We start from the raw sequence: 21986 nt of genomic DNA, 5'->3' as shown, positions 1-21986 counted from the left end.
TTCTTTTTGTATAAACATCACTGCATTGGCGTACTTCATGCTTAAATTTCGCTTATCATTCACACAAATTTAAAACAACAACGGTTCCGATATGACACATCCACAAACAACAGCGCCTGTTCTGGTTACCGGTGCATCGGGTTATATTGCCAGCCGGGTCATCCAGAAATTACTCACGCAAGGCTATACTGTACATGCCACGGTACGTGACCTAAATAAAAGTAAAAGCTTTGCCCATTTAGAAAAAATTGCCGACAGCACACCGGGAACTCTCAAGTTATTTCAGGCCAATTTATTAAGCCCAGGTTCTTTTGATCAGGCGATGCAAGGTTGTGAAATTGTCTTTCATATGGCCTCACCTTTTGTGGTCACCAACTATAAAGATGCAGTCAAAGATATTATCGAACCTGCGGTGTTAGGCACTGAAAATGTACTGAATAGTGTCAATCAGACTGAATCAGTGAAACGCGTGATCGTCACATCGAGTATCGCATCCACCTATGGCGATGCCATTGATATTCTACAGACTGAAAATAACAGTTTTGATGAATCACACTGGAATACTACCAGTTCGGCCACGCATCAACCTTATCCTTATTCCAAAGTCATGGCAGAGCGTAAAGCCTGGGAAATGGCTGAAGCACAAGATCGCTGGGATCTGGTCTGTATCAATCCAGCGCTAGTCTTTGGTCAATCCCTAACACCAACTACTCAGTCGGGCAGTGTCGAAGTCTTGCAGCAATTTGCCAACGGCATGATGCTGCTTGGCGTTCCACCGATGTGGAATGGCGTAGTCGATGTTCAGGATGTCGCTGAAGCGCATATCCGTGCTGCATTTAATCCGCAAGCGCATGGCCGTTATATCATTTGTAGTGAAAGCTTAAGTCTGCTGGAAATGGGCCAAATTCTACGGGCACATTTCGGCAATAAGTTTCCGTTCCCACGCAATCAACTGCCCAAAGCAGCCTTTAAACTGTTCGGGCCTGTAGCAGGTTTTAGCCGCAAATTTGTAGAACTGAATATGGGTTATCCAATTTTCTTTAATGCACAAAAAAGTAAGGATGAACTCGGTCTGGAATATCGTCCGGTGAAAGAGAGTCTGGTCGAGCACTTCCAGCAATTACTAGATGATGGTGTGGTGAAAAAATATATTCCTTAATCGTACTTGCTCAAACCTGATCTGACAGTTACCGATTTTTTTATTGTGTCTGTCAGATTAAATTTGAGCTACTACACCGACTTATACGCCCACAAGCTCACTATTCCTGCCTAAAAACAAGCTAAGCAGAAGTCCAACGCGCATTTTTCCACGCTTGCTGTTGCTTTGCATCTAGAAAAGTCCAAGCCACAAAACGACTCTCTTTTTGCCCCTGCGTCATTTTAATGGTTTTTACCTCCACTGCACCGCACTTACGCAAGGTATTTAACAGCATAGGCAATGTGGTTTTCTTAGAAACCAGTGTACTAAACCAAAGACATTGCTCAGCAAACTGTGTGCTCTCTTGTACCATCTGGCAAACAAAGCGTTCTTCTCCACCGTCACACCACAGCTCGTTCTTTTGTCCGCCAAAGTTTAACACCACTTTAGACCGATCAACCGGTTTACCAAGTTTGCGTATTTTTTGCGTTGCTGTGGCATTTGCTTCATCTTGCGAAGCATGAAATGGTGGGTTACACAGGGTCAAATCAAAACGATCTGAAGGTTTAATCACACCTTTGAAAATATTGCTCGGTGTCTTTTGCAATCGAATCTGAATCCCCTTCCTGAGATTTGGATTTGCCTCCACAATAAATTGAGCACTTTTTACCGATGCAGGATGAATGTCTGAGCCAACAAATTTCCAACCATAACTACGATGACCAATAATCGGATAAATACAGTTCGCGCCCACCCCAATATCTAATACGTGAACGGCGTGTCCTGTTGGAATCTGACCTTTATTGCTATCACTCAACAAGTCCGCTAAATAGTGAATATAGTCGGCTCTACCCGGAATAGGTGGGCAAAGATAATCTTGAGGAATATCCCAATATTGAATACCATAAAAATGCTTGAGCAATGCTTTATTGAGCATTTTCACAGCTTGAGGATCAGAAAAGTTGACTGAAAGATCGTTATATTGATTCGGGCTGACAAAAGGGGCAAGTTCCGGACAACTCTGGATTAACTGAGGAAAATCGTAACGACTACGATGCAGATTTCGTGCATGTAATTCCGATTTTTGTTGCGGAAAAGATTTCTTTGCTTGAGCCATGTGTATGCCAATCATCAACGGGAGAACAGAATCAATAAGGCAGGATCTATACCTGCAAATGAATCGATATTGTACGTGAATTCAACTCACATTGCCGAACCTGTCCTTGTATTTGTCTATCCTCCCCCTCTCATTCACCTATAGTTTTGAACTAGCAATAAAAAAGACACCTGAAGATTCATCATCCTCGGTGTCTTTTTTATTTGAGTCATTGTTTAGAACTGATTAGTCTTCGATTTGCCCATGCTCTTTCATCAAAGCAATAAATTGCGCTTCATTGATCACAGGTACACCGAGTTTTTCTGCTTTATCGAGCTTAGAACCCGCTTTTTCACCCGCAACCACACATTTGGTTTTACTGGACACACTGCCACTGACTCGTGCACCTAAGGCTTGCAATAACTGGGTTGCATCATCTCGTCCCATACTACTTAAAGTTCCGGTGACCACCCAGCTTTCGCCGTTCAATGGCTGACGGGTCGGTGCAATCGGTGCATCCCAGTGAATACCGGCAGCCAGTAAACGATCCAGAACTTCCAGGTTATGTGGTGCCTGGAAGAAATCCAGAATCCATTCCGCAGTGATATCACCTACATCTGGAGTTTTCTTTAATGCTTCCAGATCTGCCTCACGTAAGGCATCCAGTGTCTGGAAAGTATTGGCCAGCATACGTGCCGTAGTTTCTCCTACTCCACGAATACCGAGTGCATAGATGAAAGCTGCCAGTGTGGTTTTCTTGCTGTTCTCGATAGAATCAACTAAATTCTGGACCGATTTTTCCCCCATTTTTTCAATCTGGAGTAATTGCTCACGGTGCTCATGCAGATGGTAAATATCTGATACATCTTTCAGAAGATTTAAATGTAGCAGTGACTCTACCCAGCGATCACCCAGCCCTTCTATATCCATGGCCTTACGCGACACAAAATGACGAATGGTTTCGATTCGCTGCGCAGCACAATAGAGTTCGCCAGAGCAGCGGGCCAATGCTTCACCTTCCGGCATCACTACTGGTGAATCACATACTGGACATTGTTCAGGTAAATGCACTTCTACTGCATCGACTGGGCGGAATTCCGGCCAGACTTTTTCCACCTTAGGAATTACATCGCCACTACGATAAACACTGACCGTATCGCCAATACGCACATCCAGACGGTGAATTTCCCCAATATTATGCAGCGTCACATTGGAGACTGTTACTCCACCAACAGCGACCGGATTCAAACGCGCAACCGGCGTCAATGTTCCAGTACGGCCCACTTGCCAGTTAATATTTTCTACCGTAGTCAGTGCAGCAACTGCCGGAAATTTATAGGCGGTGGCCCAACGCGGTTCACGGCTCAAGAAACCTAATTTCTGTTGCTGTTTCAGATCATTGACCTTAATCACCATACCATCGATTTCAACACTGAGGCTGGCACGCTCATCAATGATCTGTTCATAGACCTTTTGCACGTCCTGAATACTGTCACAGATAAAGTGACGCTCGCCAACCGCAAAACCGAACTGATGTAACCATTCCAGACTGGCGGACATAGTGGTTTGACCATGATGCGGTACACACTGGGCAATCCCATAAGCATAAAAAGCCAAAGGCCGCGAGGCAGCAATATTCGGGTCCAGCTGACGCAAACTTCCTGCCGCAGCATTACGCGGATTAGCAAAGGTCTTTTCACCTTTGGCGGCATTGGCAGCATTCAATTTTTCAAAACCGGATTTCGGCATCAACACTTCGCCGCGGACTTCCAACAAATCGGGAATGATGCCATTCACCGGAGATAAAAGTTTCGGCAGGTTGCGAATGGTTCTGACATTCTGGGTGATGTCTTCACCGGTTTCCCCATCGCCGCGTGTCACCCCACGCGTCAATACGCCATGCTCATACCAGAGTGAAATGGCCAGACCATCAAATTTCAGTTCCACATCATATTCAATTTTTTGATTTGGCAAACGTTCTTCAATACGGCGGGCAAAAGCCAGCAGATCTTCCTGATTAAAGACATTGCCTAATGACAGCATCGGCACGGCGTGTGTTACGGTCACAAATTTTGAAAGCGCCTGCCCACCCACTTTATCTGTCGGGCTATCGGACTGGATCAGGTCAGGATATTGTTGTTCTAAGGCTTTGAGCTGATGAAAGAGCTGATCATATTCACTGTCTTCAATGCTCGGTTGATCCATCACATAATAAGCATGGTTATGCTTGGCAAGCAGTTGAATCAGTTGACGCATTTGCGCAATGACAGTGGCATCTTGGGTCATAATTTCACCATAAAAAAGGGCGGAAAATCCGCCCTGTAGAATATTCAGCTTTTGGCTATTATAAAAATTGCAGTCTACAGATTCAACTTGGAGATTGAACAAAGCAGCCTTAAACTTCCGTACCTTGTCCAGCACGATAATCAATAGCCTGATGGCGCCAGAATTCACGTAATTGTGGAGTAAATTCCTGCTGGTTCTGATCATAGACCAGACCATCGACTTCACGGGCAATCAAACGTGAAATACTGTCCATGGTATCAAACGCATTTTGTACATCGCTATGCGGTAAAGCCAGGAAGAATGCCAGACCTTTCACTTCCTGAGTCGACAGGGTTTCCAGATCAAAGCCTTCCATTCCGGTATCGGTCATTTGCAATACCGAAAACAGCAGTTTTGAACCATCTTCACTATAACGGTGGAAACAGGCCAATTCACCATAACGCAGGCCATATTTCAATAAAACCTTCAAGGTTTTATCACCCGAAAGTACACGGCCTTGTGGATAGATATGCAAAGAAATAATGGTTTCAGCATTGGACAAAGCACTTTCTTCATCCACTATTTTTTGCTCATGCAGATGTGCATCCAGAATACTGCTTTCATCATTAAATTCAGAAATTTCTGCTTTTTCGATGTTTCTGTTCAGGCTGAATTCAGGCATTTCTTCCTTGGTTTCAGTCTGGCTATTCTTATGTTCTGCTTCTACCTGTTGAACATCCGCTGCTGTTGCTACCGACTTTGCCACTCCTTCAGCTTCTGTTGACGGGACAACTGCAAGAGTTTCGACCGCTGCCGGCTCAATCGGAGTTGATTCAGCCTTGTGAAATACTGAAGGCTTTTCAGGAGCCGGTTCATCTATACCCAGGCTTGGCTCGATACGATCAGATTCGACATCCTGTTGTGCCAATTGAGAACGTACATGCCTTGGAATGATCGGTGTCTGGCTATCCGGGTCGATATGCAGGTTGGCATCCAGTGAAGGTACAGCCTCTACAGGTTTTTTGAACAGCATTCTTATACCAAACAGCATAATCACAATTGCGATAACAATCCCGATAATGGTGGTGATTTCCATATTATACCTCCGCAGCTAGGCCGTATTCTTTTGCCTGTTCCAAATTAACTGTCACTAATTTTGATGTTCCCGGTTCAGGCATGGTTACACCTAAAAGATCAGTCGCCATCATCATTGCAAGTTTGTTATGGGTAATATAAATAAATTGCACGTGTTCAGAAAGCTCTTTGACTAAATTACAAAAGCGTCCCACATTGGCATCATCCAGCGGTGCATCGACTTCATCCAGTACGCAAAATGGTGCCGGATTTAAGCGAAAAATCGCGAATACCAATGCTAATGCAGTTAAAGCCTTTTCTCCACCCGAGAGTAAGGCCAATGAGCTGTTTCGCTTACCTGGTGGTCGGGCCATGAGTTTTACACCCGACTGCCAGCCATCTTCAAGGCTTAAACTCGCCTCACCGCCTTCAAACACTTTCGGGAACAGGTTTTGCAGTTCAGCATTGACCTGGTCAAACGTGTGCATAAACAGTTTACGGGTTTCCTGATCAATACTCTTCATCGCAGCCTGTAGCTGTTCAACCGTATTTTCCAGATCCTGCATCTGGTGACTCAGTTCCTCATAACGTTTTGATACTTCTTCATATTCTTCAGAAGCCGCCAGATTGACTGCACCGAGTTTATCAAACTGAGCCTGAGCTTTTTCCAGTTTCGCCTGATGTGCTTTAACATCAATATCGAGTCCGGAAATTACTTCACTATTCAACTCTTTCAGTTGTTCAGAATAATGCTGCAAATCAGATTTGGCAGCCTGCCAGGCCAGACGTTTTTCTTCCAGTGTAGTGCGGAGTTTTTCATCCTGCTGCTGGAAGCTGTGACGCTGTTCGGTCAGCTGCTGCTGTTTGCTCTGCACCTGATTTAATTCAACCTGCCAGTCGGCCCAGGTTTTTTGCAGCTTTTCAGTGATCTGCGCCTGTTCATTGAACTGGCTCTGTAAAGCAGGTAATTCCAACTGTACCGGATCGACAAACTTTTTGGCTTGTTCGATTTGTGCAGTAATTTGCTGAGACTGTTCTTTTAGGAAAACCTGATCTTTTTCCAGTAATTCAATCTGCTGCTGGCTTTGCACATTTTGCCGGCGCAACACTTCCAGTTCCTGCTGCGCTTGCTGATTGAGCTGCTGTGAGTCATCCAGCTGAGCACTCAATTCTTCTAGCTGGAATTGCAGGGTTTTATAATTTGGTAGCGCCTGTTCCAGTTTGATATTCAAGGCATGCAGATCAATTTCCAGATCATCTTTCTGCATGGCATCTTCTTCAAGCTGCTCATCCAGTTGTTGTAACTGATGCTGTAATTGCTGCTTTTGCAATGCGAAAGCCTGAGCACTACTTTGTACTTTGGCAATATTGACATCGAGTTGCTGCAGCTGCTTTTGGGTATGCTTGTGCTGCTCACTGATGCTTTGAATCCGGCTTTGCAAAGCTTTAACCTGATCGGTGAGTTCAGGTAACTGCTGCTCCAACTGCATAAACTTAGGTTCAAGTTCTGCAAGTTGCTGCTCGATTTCATCCAGACGGATTCGATGACTCAATGCACCTTGTCCGGCCTGACTAGCTTCATCATAGTCCAGTGCAATCATCCAATCCGCACCAACATGGTAGCCATCTAAACTCAGTAATGTCTGGCCTTGTAATAACTCAGTTTGAAGAGGCAATGCTTGCGCTAATGTATCTACGACCGCGACTTGTTGCCACAGTGAATAATGTGGAGATTCAATCCAATCGGCCAGACACATCGTATTGGCAATCTGAATTTTATTCTGAACAGCCTGTTGCTTTAACTGACGCGCACAATCTTCAAGGAAGTGCTCGCCCTCTGTCAAAATCTGGGCAGATAGCCATTTTGCCAGAAACTTTTCGATCAGGCTGGCATGTACCTTGCCTGCATCATTGAGCTTAAGTACATGCATCAGCTGTACCGCATCACTCTTGGCATTTGGGTTAGCTTTGGTCAGTAATTGGCTCAGGTTTTTCTTTTCTGAATGAAGTACCTGAATTTCAGATTTGAGCTGCATCAAGCGCTGTTGTTGGGTCGCCTGCTCTTCCTGAATCTGCTCGAATTGAGTTCTTAAATCTGTTAATTGAATTTCATAGCCAACGATTTGCTGTTCAACTTGGGCTTTGTCTGCCTGATACTGCTCCAGCTCATCTTGCTGCGCCTGTTGCTGAATCTGTGCACTTTGCTGTTGTAGTGTCTGTTTCTGTTGTTCAATCCGTTCAATATTCTTTGCCAGTTGCTCGCTTTGAGCCAGCATTTGCAATTTACGCTGTTGCTGCTGTTCGACCTGAGTTTTAATCTGTGCGAATTGCGCTGCTACTGAACTCTGCTGGGATTTGAGCTCACTCAGATTCTGGCTTTGCGCCTGACTCTGGCCATCTTGCTGCTGCAATTGCGCCTGCTGATCTTCAAATTGCTGCTGTAAAGTATCGAGTTGCAGTTCAATCAACTGCAAACGCTCTTTGGTTTGGGCTTTTTGCTGTTCCAGCTTGATCAGACTGCTGGAATTCTGCTCTAGCAAAGACTGCTTTTGTTGCAGGGTCATTTCCAGTTCAGCCAGTTTTTTCTCGGCCTGTTGCCATTCACTTTGCAAAGGAGTGGATTGCTGAATCAGACGCTGGAACAGTTCACTGGTGCTGCCCAAATCATGTTCAACGCTGGTCAGTTCGGAACGTACCAGCTTAAAGTTTTCCCCGAGCGTATTCATCTCAAGGGTATATTCTTCCTGTAAGCGCTGGCTCTGCTCACATTGAAAAGACAGAATTTCGATCTTAATCGTACGGATCTGTCCTTCCAGTTCTTTATATTGAATTGCACTTTCCGACTGACGTTTCAAGGTTTTTAACTGGGATTTCAGTTCGGAGGCGATATCTCCCAGACGCGACAGGTTTTGTGTGGTGTGATCCAGATGCAGCATCGTTTCACGGCGACGCGCCTGATAGCGTGATACACCCGCGGCTTCTTCAATATAAACCCGCATTTCATCTGGCTTGGCATCGACCAGACGGTTGATCATGCCCTGCTCGATAATCGCATAAGAACGTGGCCCAAGACCGGTACCAAGGAAAATATCGGTAATATCACGACGACGGCATTTGCTGCCATTCAGGAAATATTCGGACTTGCCATCACGGTTGACCTGACGGCGTACCGCCAGTTCATTATAGGCATTATAAACACCGCCCAGCTTGCCATAGGTATTGTCAAAACGCAGTTCTACACTGGCCATGCCCACCGGTTTACGCTTGGCGGTTCCGGTAAAGATGACGTCCTGCATACTGCCACCACGTAACTGCCGCGCACTCGACTCGCCCATGACCCAGCGTATGGCATCAATGACGTTGGATTTACCACAACCATTCGGTCCCACGACCGCAGTACGATTATCTTTAAAATGCAAAGTGGTACTGTCGGCAAAAGATTTAAAGCCTGAAAGTTTTAAACTGCTTAAACGCATAATGTCCTGATTTAACGTCGTGAGCGTCTGGCCCACGCGAGTTCAATTTGTTTCATCCGTGTCAGAGATTCCAACACAAGGTTGCGCAAGTGTCGACAAAAATCTTCCATAAATAAAGTGGCCTGATGGGTTTTTCGTATCAAAATTGCTTCAGTGACCAGTTTAAATAAGTCGAAAGATTCCTGTAACTCGCGTCTGGAAATATTCAGGGTCAAAAAATAGCTCCGACGTAAAGAAGGCAGCAGTTCCTGATAGTAGCGCATCAGATAAGGATTCCCGACCATCTCATGCTGCTGGGCCATGCCCTGAAAGATCAGATCATAAAACTTTTCAGTGTGTCCTTGGCGGGTTTCTGCTTCTAATTGTTCTAATAATAGCTGAATGCGCTCAGCTTCATGCACCCGCCAGGTTTCCGCCATGCGATGCACCATCTGCCCGAGCAATAATGAAGTCATGTCAAATAAGGCACGCACCTGCAAGGCGGACATTTCCGAGACAATCGCCCCACGGCGCGGGAAAATTTCAATCAGCTGGGTGCGTTCCAGCAAAAGCAGGGCTTCACGAACCGAACCCCGACTGACATCAAGCTCCGAGGCAATCCTGAGCTCCTGTATACGTTCGCCTTCGACCAGTTCACCGCGGATAATCTGTTCGCTAATGTGCTTGGCAATCTGCTCAGACAAACTCTGCGCTTGTTCTAATGGCATACCGTTCCTGTCTTTATTTTTATGGATACTGGTTTAGCCCTTTATTTGGACTATGTTGCTATTAAACGGGTTTTTATCCATAAATACTTTGACATTGTCAGACAATCTTATGTCTATATAGCCAACTCAAGGCCATAAAAAAGGAGAATAGTCATCTATTCTCCTTATACGGTAAATCACTTCAACCTAAAAGGTTTAAATCAAGCCATAAAACCTTGATAAATAAAATACAGGCCGACGGTAGTCAGTAGTGCAGCAAAACATTTTTTTAATACGGCCGGTGAAAGCAGATGTGCCACTTTTGCCCCCAGCTTGGCCGTGAAAAAACTCATCATGCTGATCCCGATAAAGGCATAAATATGAATATAGCCAATGGTATTTGGTACGGTAACCTGCGCCTGTTTACCAAACCAGATAAAACCCAGCGCACCTGCGACTGCAATTGGCAATCCACAAGCCGCAGAGGTCGCTACGGCTTTTTGCATCACGATTCCGCAGCGATTCAGAAATGGAACGGTCAGACTCCCCCCACCAATCCCAAAGATCGCCGATGCCACACCGATTCCACCACCTGCAGCAATTTGTACCGGGGTTGAAGGCAATTTTTGATTCGGATCAATCTGAATATGCGCTCCCCTGAACATTCTAAATGCCACCCAGACCGCAAAGAAGCCAATCATTAACTGCAAACCCTGACCAGATAAATAGTCGGCAATCCCCGCACCCAAGAAAGAGCCAATGATCAGACCTGGCGCCAGATTACGAAATACAGGCCACAGCACTGCCCCTCGTTGATGATGCGCCATCACCGAACTGATAGAAGTCACAATAATCGTTGCCAAGGAAGTGCCCACCGCCATATGCATAATCACGCTGGGATCGTACTGAAGCTGGGTAAAAACAATGTACAGGATCGGCACAATAATCAAACCACCACCGACCCCAAACAGGCCTGCGGTGAATCCGGCAATTGCACCAATCAATAAATATATGATTAACTCCATAACGATATTTACCACGTTTAGATTCAAATGGATGTAGAAACTCGTGAACTGCAACAACGATTAAGCGATGCAGGCCAACTCCCGGAAGTATTACTCATCAAACCGATTACTACATCGACCAATGATGATGTGCGCGAATTGGCAACGAAGGGGGTACAGCAGGTTCTGGTATGCAGTCATGTGCAGACCCAAGGCCGTGGACAGCGTCAACGTCAGTGGATTTCACCTGAAGGGAACATCTATTTAAGCACATTGCTGCATACACAAAAACCCATCGATGGTCGTCTGGCGCTAGAAATTGCGTTAAATATCCTGCAAATGCCCAGTCTAAAAGGCCTGGAATTACAGGTGAAATGGCCGAATGACCTGTATAGCCTGCACGGAAAATGGGGCGGCATTCTGGTCGAGCCGATTTCATCTACACAGGTGGTGGTCGGTGTAGGTTTAAATATCGATCCTCTGCCCACTGACCTTCCAGATCAGCAGGTTAGCTCCTTGAACGAGTTGGGATTATCACATACCTCAAGAGTCGAGCTGATTGCCCAGTTATATCTGACGATTCAGCAAGCCGGGCAATGGTTTAATTATGGCAGTCAAAACCTGGCGGCGCGTTTCAATCGATCGGCTGCATTTATGCAACAAACGGTTGAATTTACTGACGTGCAAGGGCAATATTCCGGTACTTTTTTGGGGATTCAGGATGATGGTGCAGTCAAGATTTTGACCGATCAGGGAATCCAGACCTTTTATCAGGGACAGCTCCGCCTTCAACACGGTGAATGAACAGGCATACAGCAATGAAAAAATTATGGTTGGATATCGGCAATACCCGGCTTAAATACTGGATTACCGAGCATGATCAGATTATTGAACAGGCAGCAGAATTACATTTACAGTCCCCTGCTGATTTGTTACTTGGCCTGATCCAGCATTTCAAAGCGCTGGGCTTGCATCAGGTAGGTCTATCCTCTGTCCAAGATAAAATCAATAATGAGCGCATTCTCAGCATTTTAGAAAGCCTGCATATTCCAGTGATTTTTGCTCAAGTACAGGCAGAATATGCCGGTCTGATCTGTGGCTATGATGAACCTTCGCAACTGGGCATTGACCGCTGGTTACAGGTACTTGCAGTGGCGACGCAAGCGCATGAAAATTATTGTGTGATTAGTTGCGGTACGGCGCTGACCATTGATCTGGCGCAAGGACAACAACATTTGGGTGGATTTATTCTGCCAAATCTATACTTGCAGCGTGACTCCCTAATTCAGAATACCAAAGGCATTAAAATTCCGGATGCCGCTTTTTCTGAACTCAATCCTGGACGCAATACCATCGATGCGGTACATCATGGCATCCTACTGGGTCTGCTCAGCACGATTGAGAAAGTACTACATGATTTTCCAGCACAGTTGGTTTTAACCGGTGGAGATGCCCCGCTATTTGCGCAGCATCTCGCTCAGTATCAGCCCCGGATTGAACCGGATCTTTTGCTTAAAGGCCTGCAGCATTTTGCAGCTCATTTGCCAGACACTGTTTGATAATGTCCAGCAATTGCGGAAAATCGGCAAAGCCATCGGACTTGTTGAAATGCCCGGCTTTTTTGATCTCAAAAATTTGTGCATTTAAGCTATGGGCTAAACGCAAGGAAACCGGTGCAGGCACATAGGGATCATTACTGGAGATCAGCATCACCGCACGTTTATAGCTATACGGTAAGTTTTTCAGATCGAGTCGCACAGCCTGCAGTATTTTATTCAGTTCTGACCAGGCCACCAAAGGCGTATCAAAGGCTGAGACCAGAATTACCCCACCGATCTTGCGTTGCTGCTGAATATAATGTTCCTGTAAAAAGTTTAAAACACTGACGCAACTCAGGCCATGTGCAACTAAAAAGGTATGTTCATCCATGTGCGGAATGTGCAATTTCAGGTTCTGCTGCCATTCTTCTAAATTGGGCTGAAAGGGGTTGGCCAGCATAATCCGCTTGGACTCAAAACCGGCATTTTTAAGTTGACGACTCAGCCACGGATACCAGTGATCATTGGAGGTCGCCTGATAATCCGGCACGATATAGACTTTCTTTATTATATTTTTCATAGTGATTTACTTATTATCATTGAACGCAAATTGCGTCGACAAAAAATTAGTTTTAACCAGTCTGGAGATGGAATTCAAGTGCCTTTTTGAACACCATCTCATGTTAAACTTTAAAATTTAGCGAATACAACAACATGCTTAAACTTCGGATTTAATCAGATAAGGCTTGATCACTTTCCAGAGTTCCGGCAGATCAGTACAACCTTGAGAATCAATAAAATGCCCATGGTGCTTGGCATTCACCACAATGGCATCCAGACTGTCCGCCTGTTCCAGACTAAATTCAGGCGCAACCCGATCATCGCCTTCAGAATAGATCACTACACGCTCTGCAATCTGCTGTTTGAGTAAATCAAAATCGATCTCAGCAGCATCAATAAAAGGATTTACTTCATCCAAGCGACCCAATCGACCATTAAATCCCGCGATCAGTACCAGTTGCTGAATTTTCTGCTGTTTTAATTCTCTGGATAAGTAATGCAATGCGGCCACAGTTCCCAAGCTATGTGCAATAAAGATACTGTCCTCGTCAATTGCATCAATCTGTTCACGCATTTGCTGATCCCAGGTGTCCAGTGTCGGTGTGGTCGATGGATCGAGCCGAAGTACTTTTAAACTGACGTTTTCCTGTTGGGCTTTTTCCTGAATCCACGGATACCAGTTTTCTTCCGGGCTTGCAGTATAACCATGTACGACAATCACTTGAGTCATTTGAAATTTCTCTTTATTTTGTGCTCATGCTCCTGAGTCTGCCTGATCGGATTTTTATTTTGGGTAAGTAAATGTTGTTTTGTTTAAACCAGTTTGACCATTTATTCGCAATAAAAAAAGGCGCATATTGCGCCTTTTTTTTAAATAAAACTTATTTCTTGTCGTTGCCGCCGAACAATGGACCCATACCACCGCCGCCACCAAACTGTTTCTGCAAACCGCCAAGTGACTTCATCATTTTTGCCATACCGGATGGATTGGCAAATTTTTTCATCATCTTAGCCATTTGGGCATGTTGCTTGATCAGCTTGTTGACTTCTGCCACTTCCATACCACAACCTGCTGCGATACGTTTTTTACGGCTTGGGTTCATCAGGTCTGGATTACGGCGCTCTTTCAGGGTCATCGACTGGATAATCGCTTCCATTTTCTTGACCTGCTTTTCAGGATTGGCTTGTGCCAACGCATCCTGCAGACCGGCATTGCTCATGCCAGGAAGTTTGTCCAGGAAGCCCATCATGCCGCCCATCTTGTTCATCTGCTCAAACTGCATCAGCATGTCTTCAAAGTTGAAGCTGCCGCCTTTTTGCAGTTTTTTCGCCATTTTCTCGGCTTTTTCTTTGTCGACCTTGCGTTCAAGTTCTTCGACCAAAGAAAGTACATCCCCCATACCGAGAATACGCTGTGCGACACGCTCAGGATGGAATGGCTCCAAGGCATCGAGTTTCTCACCCATACCCAAGAATTTGATTGGCTTGCCGGTAATCGCGCGTACTGAAAGCGCTGCACCACCGCGCGCATCACCATCAGTTTTGGTCAGGATCACACCAGTTAAAGGCAAGGCATCATTAAATGCTTTGGCGGTGTTTGCCGCATCCTGACCGGTCATGGCATCGACCACGAACAGGGTTTCAGTCGGGTTAATCGCTGCATGCAGCTCTTTGATTTCACCCATCATGTCATCATCGATATGCAAACGACCTGCCGTATCGACAATCAGCACATCGGCAAACTGGATTTTTGCCTGTTCAATCGCGCGATTCACAATCGTAATCGGTTTTTCGTCTGCGCTAGATTCCAGGAAAATCGCACCGACTTCACCCGCGACAGTCTGTAGCTGTTTGATCGCAGCCGGACGATACACATCGGCAGAGACCATCGCGACTTTTTTCTTTTGACGTTCTTGTAAGAAGCGTGCAAGTTTCGCTGCAGTTGTTGTTTTACCTGCACCCTGCAGGCCTGCCAGCAGGACAACCACAGGTGGTTTTGCAGCGAGGTCGAGGCTTTCATTGGCCTCGCCCATCATTTTGGTCAATTCGTCATGAACGATTTTGACAAAAGCCTGCCCAGGAGATAACTGAGTCATCACTTCCTGGCCTAATGCTTCTTCCTTAACTTTCGCGATGAATTCACGAGTTACAGGTAACGCAACATCGGCCTCAAGAAGCGCCATACGCACTTCACGTAACGTATCTTTAATATTGTCTTCGGTTAGCTGCCCTGAGCCAGTAACATTTCTTAAACTCTGCGTGAGTCGTTCTGTTAAGGTATCAAACATTGCAAAATCCGCTTAAAATAGCCATGAGCAAAAAATTGTTTCTTAAAATAGAAAATTTATGCATAGAATGCTATAGGATACTGTAGTTCGCAGCGAATTTATATAAATGAATATTCATCACCCTTAAAAAGGTTTGACATGGTTAGCCTCCCCTTGGTTTATACGATCTTAGCATTAGTCGCTTATACCGCTTCCTTCTGGTATCTGTTCATTCATTTAATGTCTAAACGTGCTCCTAATCAATGGTTTGTATCGCTAACTGCCCTGCTTGGACTGGGCTTGCATGCGCTGGTCTTGTATGGTGATATGCACACCCCGCTGGGCATCAATTATGATGTCTTTGCCCTGTTTTCCTTTACTTCCGGTCTAATGCTATTACTCAGCATTATTTACAGTACTTATCGTCCAATTATCGCCCTGAATCTGATCGGAATTCCAGTAGCTGCCACAGGTTTGATCCTCGGCTTTGTGTTTACTCAGCCTGCAAAAATCATCGCACAAAACTCTTTGGGTCTGGATATTCATATTATTTTGTCTTTGTCTGCTTATGCAGTATTGCTCATGGCAACCATTCAGGCCGTAATTTTACGTTTTCAGGATCGTGAGCTGAAAAAGAAGCAGAAACGCCGGGTCTGGGTCAGTTTGCTACCCTCTTATCAGGACATGGAATCGCTCCTGTTTGATATGCTGATGACCGGTTTTGTTTTACTTACCCTCGCTTTGGGCTTTGGCTTTTTCACCATCGACAATTTCTTCGCCCAGCATCTGGCACATAAAACTGCGTTCAGTATTATTTCCTGGCTGGTTTATGGTTCCCTATTAATCGGACACTGGAAGTTTGGCTGGCGTGGCCAGAAAGCCGTGCGCTTTACCCTGCTCGGTTTTGGCTTGCTGGCACTGGGTTTTATTGGGTCTAAATTTGTGCTGGAAATGATTCTAGGGCGATAATTCTGAGCCTTGAAATATTCAATTCATTGTCCAATAAACAGGCTTTAGCTTGAATATTCTTTAAACGATTATACGCCCCGCACGCACTGACAATGGCCAGCGAATCACTCTAGGCAATTCTGGATCTTCCCATTCTGGCAATAAGGCATCTGCCAGTGCATTTAATGGATTATGTCCAAGTGCTTGAGTGGCTGCTTTCACGGCTGACCAAGTACTCATATAACCAATTAACTGATAAAAATTCCATTCAACCTGTAATACCGGTGGCTGAATCGCCATTTCCTGAAATGGAAATGGGAGATTTTTATATCCTTCATCTACATGGCGACGTTCAGGCGGCCAGTACGATGCAAGCGTTACCTCATAAAAATGCTTAAAATAATGATTCAGATGGGGCTCATCCACACTGAACACGCCATAGCTAATTAAAGCCAGAACGGCATTAGGCCGGGCAAGACGGCGAACCTCTGCATAAAATTTTTCCAGATCGAGCCAATGCGCTGCTTGAGCCACCGAAATCAGATCAACACTCTGGTCAGCACACGGGATATCTTCAGCGAATGCCTGACCATACTGAATTTTTGGATGCGGTTTGGCCTGAGCAATCTGCTCACTACTCGCATCAATAGCCATCACCTGATCAAAGTAATTCGCCAAAACTTCTGAAAGCTGTCCAGAACCACAGCCGATATCTACAGCCAATTTAGTACTTGGTGACAGCTCTGCCAATAGCTTTCCCAATGCATCCGGATAATGCGGACGAAACAAGGCATAATCCTGTGATTGCTGGGAGAAATGATCTTTAAATTCCCTGTTTTCCATATATGCTTTCCAGACCAGTTTTATTTCAGTCTAAATAGCCAGTCAGGGAATGCAGTTGGAATTTGGTTTCAGTCACTTCCTGTTTTTAAAATGCAGAATTCATCCAATGAATAGAATCATGTTCTTGACTTAGTCATTCAAGCTATTCTGCTTGATCTGATACTCTGCCTTGAAGGCTTTGTAGCTCAGCCGGTCTGCGGAGACTTCCGTTAAAGGACTGACCTCCTGCATTGAGGAAAGACAGCGCTCTGTCAGCTGAATATATTCTTGTGTCCCTTTGCTTTTCCAAGCAATTTCTTTGGTGTCCAGGGGACGGATGACCCGTGCTGGACTACCGAGTACCAATGAATTTTCCGGAATTTGGGCCTTGGCTTTAACCGTACTATTAGCACCAACAATGGTATTTTCACCAATCTCGGCTTCATCAAGAATCACGCTGTTCATGCCGACCAGTACATTTTTACGAATGATACAGCCGTGTAAAATCGCGCCGTGTCCGATATGGCCATACTCTTCGACCAGCGTGACGCTACCGGGAAAGCCATGGATGGTACAGGAATCTTGAACATTGGCATTTTTCTGGATGTGAATCCCGCCGAAGTCGGCTCTTAAAGTAGCGAAAGGCCCGATATATACGCCCTCTTCAATCACTACATCCCCGATCAGAACGGCTTGCGGATGCACATAAGCGTGAGGGCTGACCACAGGAATCACCCCATCAATGGCATAACACGGCATTATTTTATTCCTTTAAAAATGCAGAATTAGATTAGCTAACGGCTTCCAGTCGCAAACCGCCAAAACGTTTATAAAATTGTGGATGTACCGGCGGCATAGAACCTTCCGAAGTTCGGGCGATCTCCATAAAGAACTCATCCCCTGCCGCAACCACCGTTTGATATAAATTACTGCTCAGATTACGGGCATTCAGGGAAAGCCAGTTGGATGGCAATAATTCAAAAGGCAGATTCGGATCTTTTAATAAAATCCGGCGGAATTGATGAATCAGCAAAATACGCAACTGAAAGGCCTGAACCGGATCCAGCTCATCTTCCTGTTCCACCAGATGAAAGAATTCCCGGAAATCCGCAATAAATTTTTCATAGCGCTGATGCAGTTCCTGCACCGGCCAGTTGGTGGCAACCATGCGTTTCACGGTTGGATAGGATTCCTGCCAGAGCTGCAAGGTTTCGGCCTTAAACACCACGACTTGGTCGGTCATTTTCAGATTCAGCAGCAGGTTTTGCAGTTTCTGATGATCACAGCCCGGATAGGCCATGACATTGGTGGCGATATTGGCAAAGCCCAGCCATTCCAGTTCTTTTTTCAGAACCAGTTTATTTTCCAATTCCACTGAACTGAGTAGCACCAGATCCCATTTCTGATCCCATTCGGTATGCTGAAAACTATAAATTTTTTGATCTGCCATAATAAAACGCTGGCGGCTGCTTTCGGTTACGCGATAATAACTGGTGCGACCAATTTTCTCAGACATCAGCCAGCCATTTTGGACCAGACGAAATACGGCAGTCCGTACTGATCGTTCATTAAACCCGAAGACATCCATGAGCTGAATCAGACTGGCCAGACTGATGATGCCCCCTCGGTGAAAAATACAGTCACCGAAGATGGTCATGATTAATGAGGTTCCGCTGAGTGCTTCAGTTTGAATAAAGTCATCAATTATTTGTTTTAATTTCGGATTCATTGCGTTTAACTTTACCTTATAGAAACTGGATGATAGACCATTTGGCTATCATCCAATAGTACTTCATGCAGACTTGCGGATATCAAAAACGCGCTGTGCCTTACCTTCAGAGCGTGGCAGACTGCCTTCAGGCAACACTTCGACACTTACGGTGATTCCGACCATAGTTTTAATCTGGCTTTTCAGCTGAGTTGCCAGCTGGTGCGCCATAATGTCACTGCTATCTTTACGCATTTCGGTACGGATATGCAATGTATCCAGATGTCCCTGTTTGCAAATCTGAATCTGGTAGTTCGGAATCAGTTGCTGGATTTGTAAAATCTGCTCTTCAATCTGTGATGGGAAGACATTCACCCCACGGATAATCATCATGTCATCACTACGGCCGACAATCTTGTCCATACGGCGCATGGTGCGTGCCGTGCCTGGCAATAAACGGGTCAGGTCACGGGTACGGTAACGGATTACCGGCATGCCTTCTTTAGTAATGGTGGTAAAGACCAGTTCACCCAGTTCGCCATCTGGCAGCACTTCGCCAGTTTCCGGATGGATAATTTCAGGATAGAAATGATCTTCCCAAATGGTTGGGCCATCTTTGGATTCCAGACATTCCATCGCTACGCCCGGCCCCATCACTTCTGATAAACCATAAATATCCAGCGCATCAATGCCTAGACGCTCTTCAATTTCTTTGCGCATTTCATTGGTCCATGGCTCTGCACCAAAGACACCGGTTTTAATCGAACAGTTTTTGGCTGTGCCAAATTTCTTCTCAAGCGCTTCAATAATGTTCAGGCAGTAAGATGGCGTAACCATCAGTGCTGTTGGTTTAAAGTCATGAATCAGTTGCGCCTGTTTATCGGTTTGTCCGCCAGACATTGGGATCACCGTTGCACCCAAGCGTTCAACGCCATAATGTGCACCTAAACCACCCGTAAACAGACCATAACCATAAGACACCTGGATGATATCTTTACTGCTCAAGCCGGCTGCACGTAATGAACGCGCCACTACATCTGACCAGACATTAATATCATTTTGGGTATAACCGACTACGGTCGGCTGACCGGTGGTGCCAGAAGATGCATGCACACGTACAATCTGTTCCTGTGGCACAGCGAACATGCCAAACGGATAGTTATCACGTAAATCCTGTTTGGTGGTAAACGGGTATTTGGCCAGATCTTCCAGTGAGTTAAAATCGTCTGGATGCACGCCAGCATCATCGAATTTCTTTTTATAAACCGGGCTATTCTGATAAGCATGTTGCAACGTCTTTTTCATACGCTGTAGCTGAACACTGCGTAACTCATCAACCGATACTTTTTCAATTTTTTCCATTGCATTGTTATTCATATTCTTACTCCTGACGCAGTCTTCCTGACCACGGTTTAATTCATTGATTGAATGATGTGTTTAATCCATATTTTCTAAAACCAGTGCAACACCTTGACCGACACCGACACACATGGTGCAGAGTGCATATTTGCCATTACGACGTTTTAATTCTTTCATGGCGGTAATCACCAAACGGGTGCCACTCATACCCAGCGGATGACCCAAGGCGATGGAACAGATTCAGGCAACCCTGCGAGTAAAGCAGCCATACGCGCCACGTTGCGGTTATCTTCACCGGCCTGATTGGCACAGCCCAAGATCACTTCATCCAGTTCTGCCCATGGCAAGGCAGGATGCTGATCTTTCAGATATTGAATCGGTAGCGCTGCCAGATCATCAGCACGAATGCTGCTCAGTCCACCGGCATAGCGTCCGATCGAGGTGCGAATTCCATCAAAAATATAAACCTGTTCCATGATTCTTCCTTTTAGCCAGCAACGCGTAATGGTTGCTGCTGAGTTTTCTGTGCATGTCCCTGCACCGCTTTCTTTGCTAAATATATACTAGTTCTATAGCGGTCTTCACCATAAATACGATACATATTTTCTAAAATTCGTAAAATTGTGTAATATCCAATTTTATCTGCCCATTCGAATGGACCACAAGGATAATTAATGCCATATTTCATAGCAGAATCAATATCTTGTTCTGATGCGATATCATGCAGTACCGCTTCACAGGCTTCATTCACCAACATGGCAATACTACGTATAACATAAAGACCGGGATGATCCTTAGACCAAATAGGTATCATATCCATACCTATGAGGAATAGCTCCACTGCCTGGCGTTGTTCAGCACTACATGCTGGTGATGCAACGACTGGAATCGATTGGGCATTTTCCCAATCTGCATGCCAATCCATCAACACCACAGGCTCATGCGGATAAGCCAGTTCAACCGACTCGCCGAGCGATAATCGCAGAGAAAGGTCACCAATCAGGATTTCATTCTGTTCTGCTGCCTGAAAACTCAGCTCTACATGAGAGGCCTGTTTTAAACGTTCAATCAGTACTGAGGAATGTAGCCATTCACCTTTTACTGTGACTTTGAGCTTATTCAGCGACTTGGCATAACACACTGGCAATTCATATACAGGCGTAGGCTTGGCCTGAGCGTAATCATAAAAACCCTGACCGGACTTGCGACCATAACAACCGGCATCGACCAGTTCTTTTTGAATCAAGGACGGGCGGTAGCGTGGCTCATAGAAAAATTCCTGATAGACACTTTGTGTGACCGAGAAATTCACATCCTGCCCAATCAGATCTGTAAGTTCACACGGCCCCATGGCAAAACGGCCACATTCGCGCATGATGTAATCGAGCTGTTCCGGGGTGGTGGCATTTTCCTGCAAGGCACGAAAGGCCTCGGCATAATAAGGTCGTGCGACACGATTGACGATAAAACCGGGGGTCGATTTGGCTCGCACCGGAACCTTGTTCCAGTCCTTCATCAGATCAAATACTGCATCGGCAATCGCTGCTGAGGTTTTCAGTCCGCGGATAATCTCGACCAGTTTCATCACCGGCGCCGGATTAAAGAAATGCAGACCAATCACTCGCTCGGGATGTGGAATCGCCGAGGCAATTGCAGTAATGGAAATTGAAGAAGTATTAGACGCAAAAATCGTCTGTTCCGGGCAAATGGCAGCCAGCTGTTGAAACAGGTTTTGCTTCACTTCTTTCTTTTCAACAATGGCTTCAATAATTAAGCCCGCATCGGCAAGCTGCTGAATGTCCTCTGCCACAATCAGATTGGCGAAGGTACTCTCCAGCAATTGCTGGGTCATTTTGCCATTTTGTACGCGCTTGCTCAGCTGCGCCTCTAAAGCAGTCAAGGCACTCTGAACTTTGCTGCGATCGAGATCAAACATATAGGTCGGATGCCCGTGCATGGCTGCCAGTTGTGCAATGCCAATCCCCATGGTTCCAGCACCGACCACAGCAACTTTGACTTGTTCCAAATTGATCTGTTGCATGAT

General features: G+C 45.5%; 18 protein-coding genes and 2 pseudogenes. 4 read left to right on the top strand and 16 right to left on the bottom strand.

The annotated features are described in order from the left end of the window. The first annotated feature begins 91 nt into the window (after nucleotides 1–91). Nucleotides 92–1159 (top strand): SDR family oxidoreductase, encoded by a 1068-nt coding sequence (locus MTX11_RS08150; protein WP_243474860.1) that lies wholly within the window; start codon nucleotides 92–94, stop codon nucleotides 1157–1159. Between the two features lie 121 nt (nucleotides 1160–1280). On the opposite strand, the gene rlmF is transcribed toward MTX11_RS08150, so the two are convergent. From rlmF to MTX11_RS08120, 6 genes are all read right to left on the bottom strand, one after another. Next, complete coding sequence (gene rlmF, locus MTX11_RS08145) at nucleotides 1281–2255, bottom strand: 23S rRNA (adenine(1618)-N(6))-methyltransferase RlmF (RefSeq protein WP_243474859.1); 975 nt, start codon at nucleotides 2253–2255, stop codon at nucleotides 1281–1283. A 225-nt stretch (nucleotides 2256–2480) separates the two neighbouring features. Then, complete coding sequence (gene ligA / locus MTX11_RS08140) at nucleotides 2481–4520, bottom strand: NAD-dependent DNA ligase LigA (protein WP_243474858.1); 2040 nt, start codon at nucleotides 4518–4520, stop codon at nucleotides 2481–2483. 109 nt (nucleotides 4521–4629) lie between these two features. Then, a complete protein-coding gene (locus MTX11_RS08135) occupies nucleotides 4630–5595 on the bottom strand; it encodes a cell division protein ZipA C-terminal FtsZ-binding domain-containing protein (RefSeq protein ID WP_153566704.1) in 966 nt (321 codons plus the stop codon). Between the two features lies 1 nt (nucleotide 5596). Further along, nucleotides 5597–9049 (bottom strand): chromosome segregation protein SMC, encoded by a 3453-nt coding sequence (gene smc / locus MTX11_RS08130; RefSeq protein ID WP_243474878.1) that lies wholly within the window; start codon nucleotides 9047–9049, stop codon nucleotides 5597–5599. 11 nt (nucleotides 9050–9060) lie between these two features. Next, entirely contained in the window at nucleotides 9061–9756 is a 696-nt protein-coding gene (locus MTX11_RS08125) for a GntR family transcriptional regulator (protein WP_144724252.1), read from the bottom strand. Nucleotides 9757–9956: 200 nt separating this feature from the next. After that, entirely contained in the window at nucleotides 9957–10760 is an 804-nt protein-coding gene (locus MTX11_RS08120) for a sulfite exporter TauE/SafE family protein (protein WP_243474857.1), read from the bottom strand. 27 nt (nucleotides 10761–10787) lie between these two features. Here MTX11_RS08120 and MTX11_RS08115 point away from each other — a divergent pair, with 27 nt between their 5' ends. Then, the gene (locus tag MTX11_RS08115; RefSeq protein WP_243474856.1) at nucleotides 10788–11543 is read left to right on the top strand and encodes a biotin--[acetyl-CoA-carboxylase] ligase; all 756 of its coding nucleotides are present in this window, start codon (nucleotides 10788–10790) and stop codon (nucleotides 11541–11543) included. A 14-nt stretch (nucleotides 11544–11557) separates the two neighbouring features. Further along, entirely contained in the window at nucleotides 11558–12298 is a 741-nt protein-coding gene (locus MTX11_RS08110) for a type III pantothenate kinase (RefSeq protein ID WP_004730667.1), read from the top strand. Here the strand turns inward: MTX11_RS08110 and MTX11_RS08105 are convergent. The 3 genes from MTX11_RS08105 to ffh form a co-directional block, all read right to left on the bottom strand. Next, entirely contained in the window at nucleotides 12252–12857 is a 606-nt protein-coding gene (locus MTX11_RS08105; protein WP_243474855.1) for an RBBP9/YdeN family alpha/beta hydrolase, read from the bottom strand. The genes MTX11_RS08110 and MTX11_RS08105 overlap by 47 nt on opposite strands. Before the next feature lie 138 nt (nucleotides 12858–12995). Then, nucleotides 12996–13568 carry an RBBP9/YdeN family alpha/beta hydrolase gene (locus MTX11_RS08100; RefSeq protein ID WP_243474854.1) on the bottom strand — a complete coding sequence of 191 codons (573 nt, stop codon included), beginning with the start codon at nucleotides 13566–13568 and terminating at the stop codon, nucleotides 12996–12998. Between the two features lie 151 nt (nucleotides 13569–13719). Continuing rightward, nucleotides 13720–15126: a signal recognition particle protein gene (ffh, locus tag MTX11_RS08095; protein ID WP_005247147.1), complete on the bottom strand. Its 1407-nt coding sequence runs from the start codon at nucleotides 15124–15126 to the stop codon at nucleotides 13720–13722. 138 nt (nucleotides 15127–15264) lie between these two features. Between ffh and MTX11_RS08090 the strand changes: the two genes are divergently transcribed. Beyond that, nucleotides 15265–16074: a cytochrome C assembly family protein gene (locus MTX11_RS08090; protein WP_114541386.1), complete on the top strand. Its 810-nt coding sequence runs from the start codon at nucleotides 15265–15267 to the stop codon at nucleotides 16072–16074. Between the two features lie 60 nt (nucleotides 16075–16134). Here MTX11_RS08090 and MTX11_RS08085 read toward each other — a convergent pair whose 3' ends face one another. The 7 genes and pseudogenes from MTX11_RS08085 to MTX11_RS08055 form a co-directional block, all read right to left on the bottom strand. Next, nucleotides 16135–16896: a class I SAM-dependent methyltransferase gene (locus MTX11_RS08085; RefSeq protein ID WP_243474853.1), complete on the bottom strand. Its 762-nt coding sequence runs from the start codon at nucleotides 16894–16896 to the stop codon at nucleotides 16135–16137. Nucleotides 16897–17025: 129 nt separating this feature from the next. Continuing rightward, nucleotides 17026–17634, bottom strand: a complete 609-nt coding sequence (locus tag MTX11_RS08080; protein WP_243474852.1) for a DapH/DapD/GlmU-related protein — start codon at nucleotides 17632–17634, stop codon at nucleotides 17026–17028. Nucleotides 17635–17665: 31 nt separating this feature from the next. Further along, a complete protein-coding gene (gene paaX / locus MTX11_RS08075; RefSeq protein WP_004279192.1) occupies nucleotides 17666–18604 on the bottom strand; it encodes a phenylacetic acid degradation operon negative regulatory protein PaaX in 939 nt (312 codons plus the stop codon). Between the two features lie 63 nt (nucleotides 18605–18667). Next, nucleotides 18668–19960 (bottom strand): phenylacetate--CoA ligase PaaK, encoded by a 1293-nt coding sequence (paaK, locus tag MTX11_RS08070; protein WP_114541382.1) that lies wholly within the window; start codon nucleotides 19958–19960, stop codon nucleotides 18668–18670. A gap of 60 nt (nucleotides 19961–20020) precedes the next feature. Continuing rightward, nucleotides 20021–20176: pseudogene (locus MTX11_RS16705) on the bottom strand (3-oxoadipyl-CoA thiolase); the annotation flags it as partial. Continuing rightward, nucleotides 20155–20418, bottom strand: a pseudogene (locus MTX11_RS16670) (thiolase family protein); the annotation flags it as partial. The pseudogenes MTX11_RS16670 and MTX11_RS16705, both read right to left, overlap by 22 nt. Before the next feature lie 11 nt (nucleotides 20419–20429). Then, entirely contained in the window at nucleotides 20430–21983 is a 1554-nt protein-coding gene (locus tag MTX11_RS08055) for a 3-hydroxyacyl-CoA dehydrogenase (RefSeq protein ID WP_243474850.1), read from the bottom strand. Between the last annotated feature and the right edge of the window lie 3 nt (nucleotides 21984–21986).

The sequence above is a fragment of the Acinetobacter lwoffii genome (assembly GCF_022809915.1).
Lineage (GTDB): Bacteria > Pseudomonadota > Gammaproteobacteria > Pseudomonadales > Moraxellaceae > Acinetobacter > Acinetobacter lwoffii_M.
The sequence above is the reverse complement of the archived record's forward strand: the minus strand, read 5'-3'. Positions and strand labels throughout refer to the sequence as shown.

What these genes read in the sequence shown, in the direction of transcription:
- MTX11_RS08150 (WP_243474860.1), top strand. Translation starts at nt 92, where the DNA reads ATGACACATCCACAAACAACAGCGCCTGTTCTGGTTACCGGTGCATCG.
- rlmF (WP_243474859.1), bottom strand. Translation starts at nt 2,255, where the DNA reads ATGGCTCAAGCAAAGAAATCTTTTCCGCAACAAAAATCGGAATTACAT.
- ligA (WP_243474858.1), bottom strand. Translation starts at nt 4,520, where the DNA reads ATGACCCAAGATGCCACTGTCATTGCGCAAATGCGTCAACTGATTCAA.
- MTX11_RS08135 (WP_153566704.1), bottom strand. Translation starts at nt 5,595, where the DNA reads ATGGAAATCACCACCATTATCGGGATTGTTATCGCAATTGTGATTATG.
- smc (WP_243474878.1), bottom strand. Translation starts at nt 9,049, where the DNA reads ATGCGTTTAAGCAGTTTAAAACTTTCAGGCTTTAAATCTTTTGCCGAC.
- MTX11_RS08125 (WP_144724252.1), bottom strand. Translation starts at nt 9,756, where the DNA reads ATGCCATTAGAACAAGCGCAGAGTTTGTCTGAGCAGATTGCCAAGCAC.
- MTX11_RS08120 (WP_243474857.1), bottom strand. Translation starts at nt 10,760, where the DNA reads ATGGAGTTAATCATATATTTATTGATTGGTGCAATTGCCGGATTCACC.
- MTX11_RS08115 (WP_243474856.1), top strand. Translation starts at nt 10,788, where the DNA reads ATGGATGTAGAAACTCGTGAACTGCAACAACGATTAAGCGATGCAGGC.
- MTX11_RS08110 (WP_004730667.1), top strand. Translation starts at nt 11,558, where the DNA reads ATGAAAAAATTATGGTTGGATATCGGCAATACCCGGCTTAAATACTGG.
- MTX11_RS08105 (WP_243474855.1), bottom strand. Translation starts at nt 12,857, where the DNA reads ATGAAAAATATAATAAAGAAAGTCTATATCGTGCCGGATTATCAGGCG.
- MTX11_RS08100 (WP_243474854.1), bottom strand. Translation starts at nt 13,568, where the DNA reads ATGACTCAAGTGATTGTCGTACATGGTTATACTGCAAGCCCGGAAGAA.
- ffh (WP_005247147.1), bottom strand. Translation starts at nt 15,126, where the DNA reads ATGTTTGATACCTTAACAGAACGACTCACGCAGAGTTTAAGAAATGTT.
- MTX11_RS08090 (WP_114541386.1), top strand. Translation starts at nt 15,265, where the DNA reads ATGGTTAGCCTCCCCTTGGTTTATACGATCTTAGCATTAGTCGCTTAT.
- MTX11_RS08085 (WP_243474853.1), bottom strand. Translation starts at nt 16,896, where the DNA reads ATGGAAAACAGGGAATTTAAAGATCATTTCTCCCAGCAATCACAGGAT.
- MTX11_RS08080 (WP_243474852.1), bottom strand. Translation starts at nt 17,634, where the DNA reads ATGCCGTGTTATGCCATTGATGGGGTGATTCCTGTGGTCAGCCCTCAC.
- paaX (WP_004279192.1), bottom strand. Translation starts at nt 18,604, where the DNA reads ATGAATCCGAAATTAAAACAAATAATTGATGACTTTATTCAAACTGAA.
- paaK (WP_114541382.1), bottom strand. Translation starts at nt 19,960, where the DNA reads ATGAATAACAATGCAATGGAAAAAATTGAAAAAGTATCGGTTGATGAG.
- MTX11_RS08055 (WP_243474850.1), bottom strand. Translation starts at nt 21,983, where the DNA reads ATGCAACAGATCAATTTGGAACAAGTCAAAGTTGCTGTGGTCGGTGCT.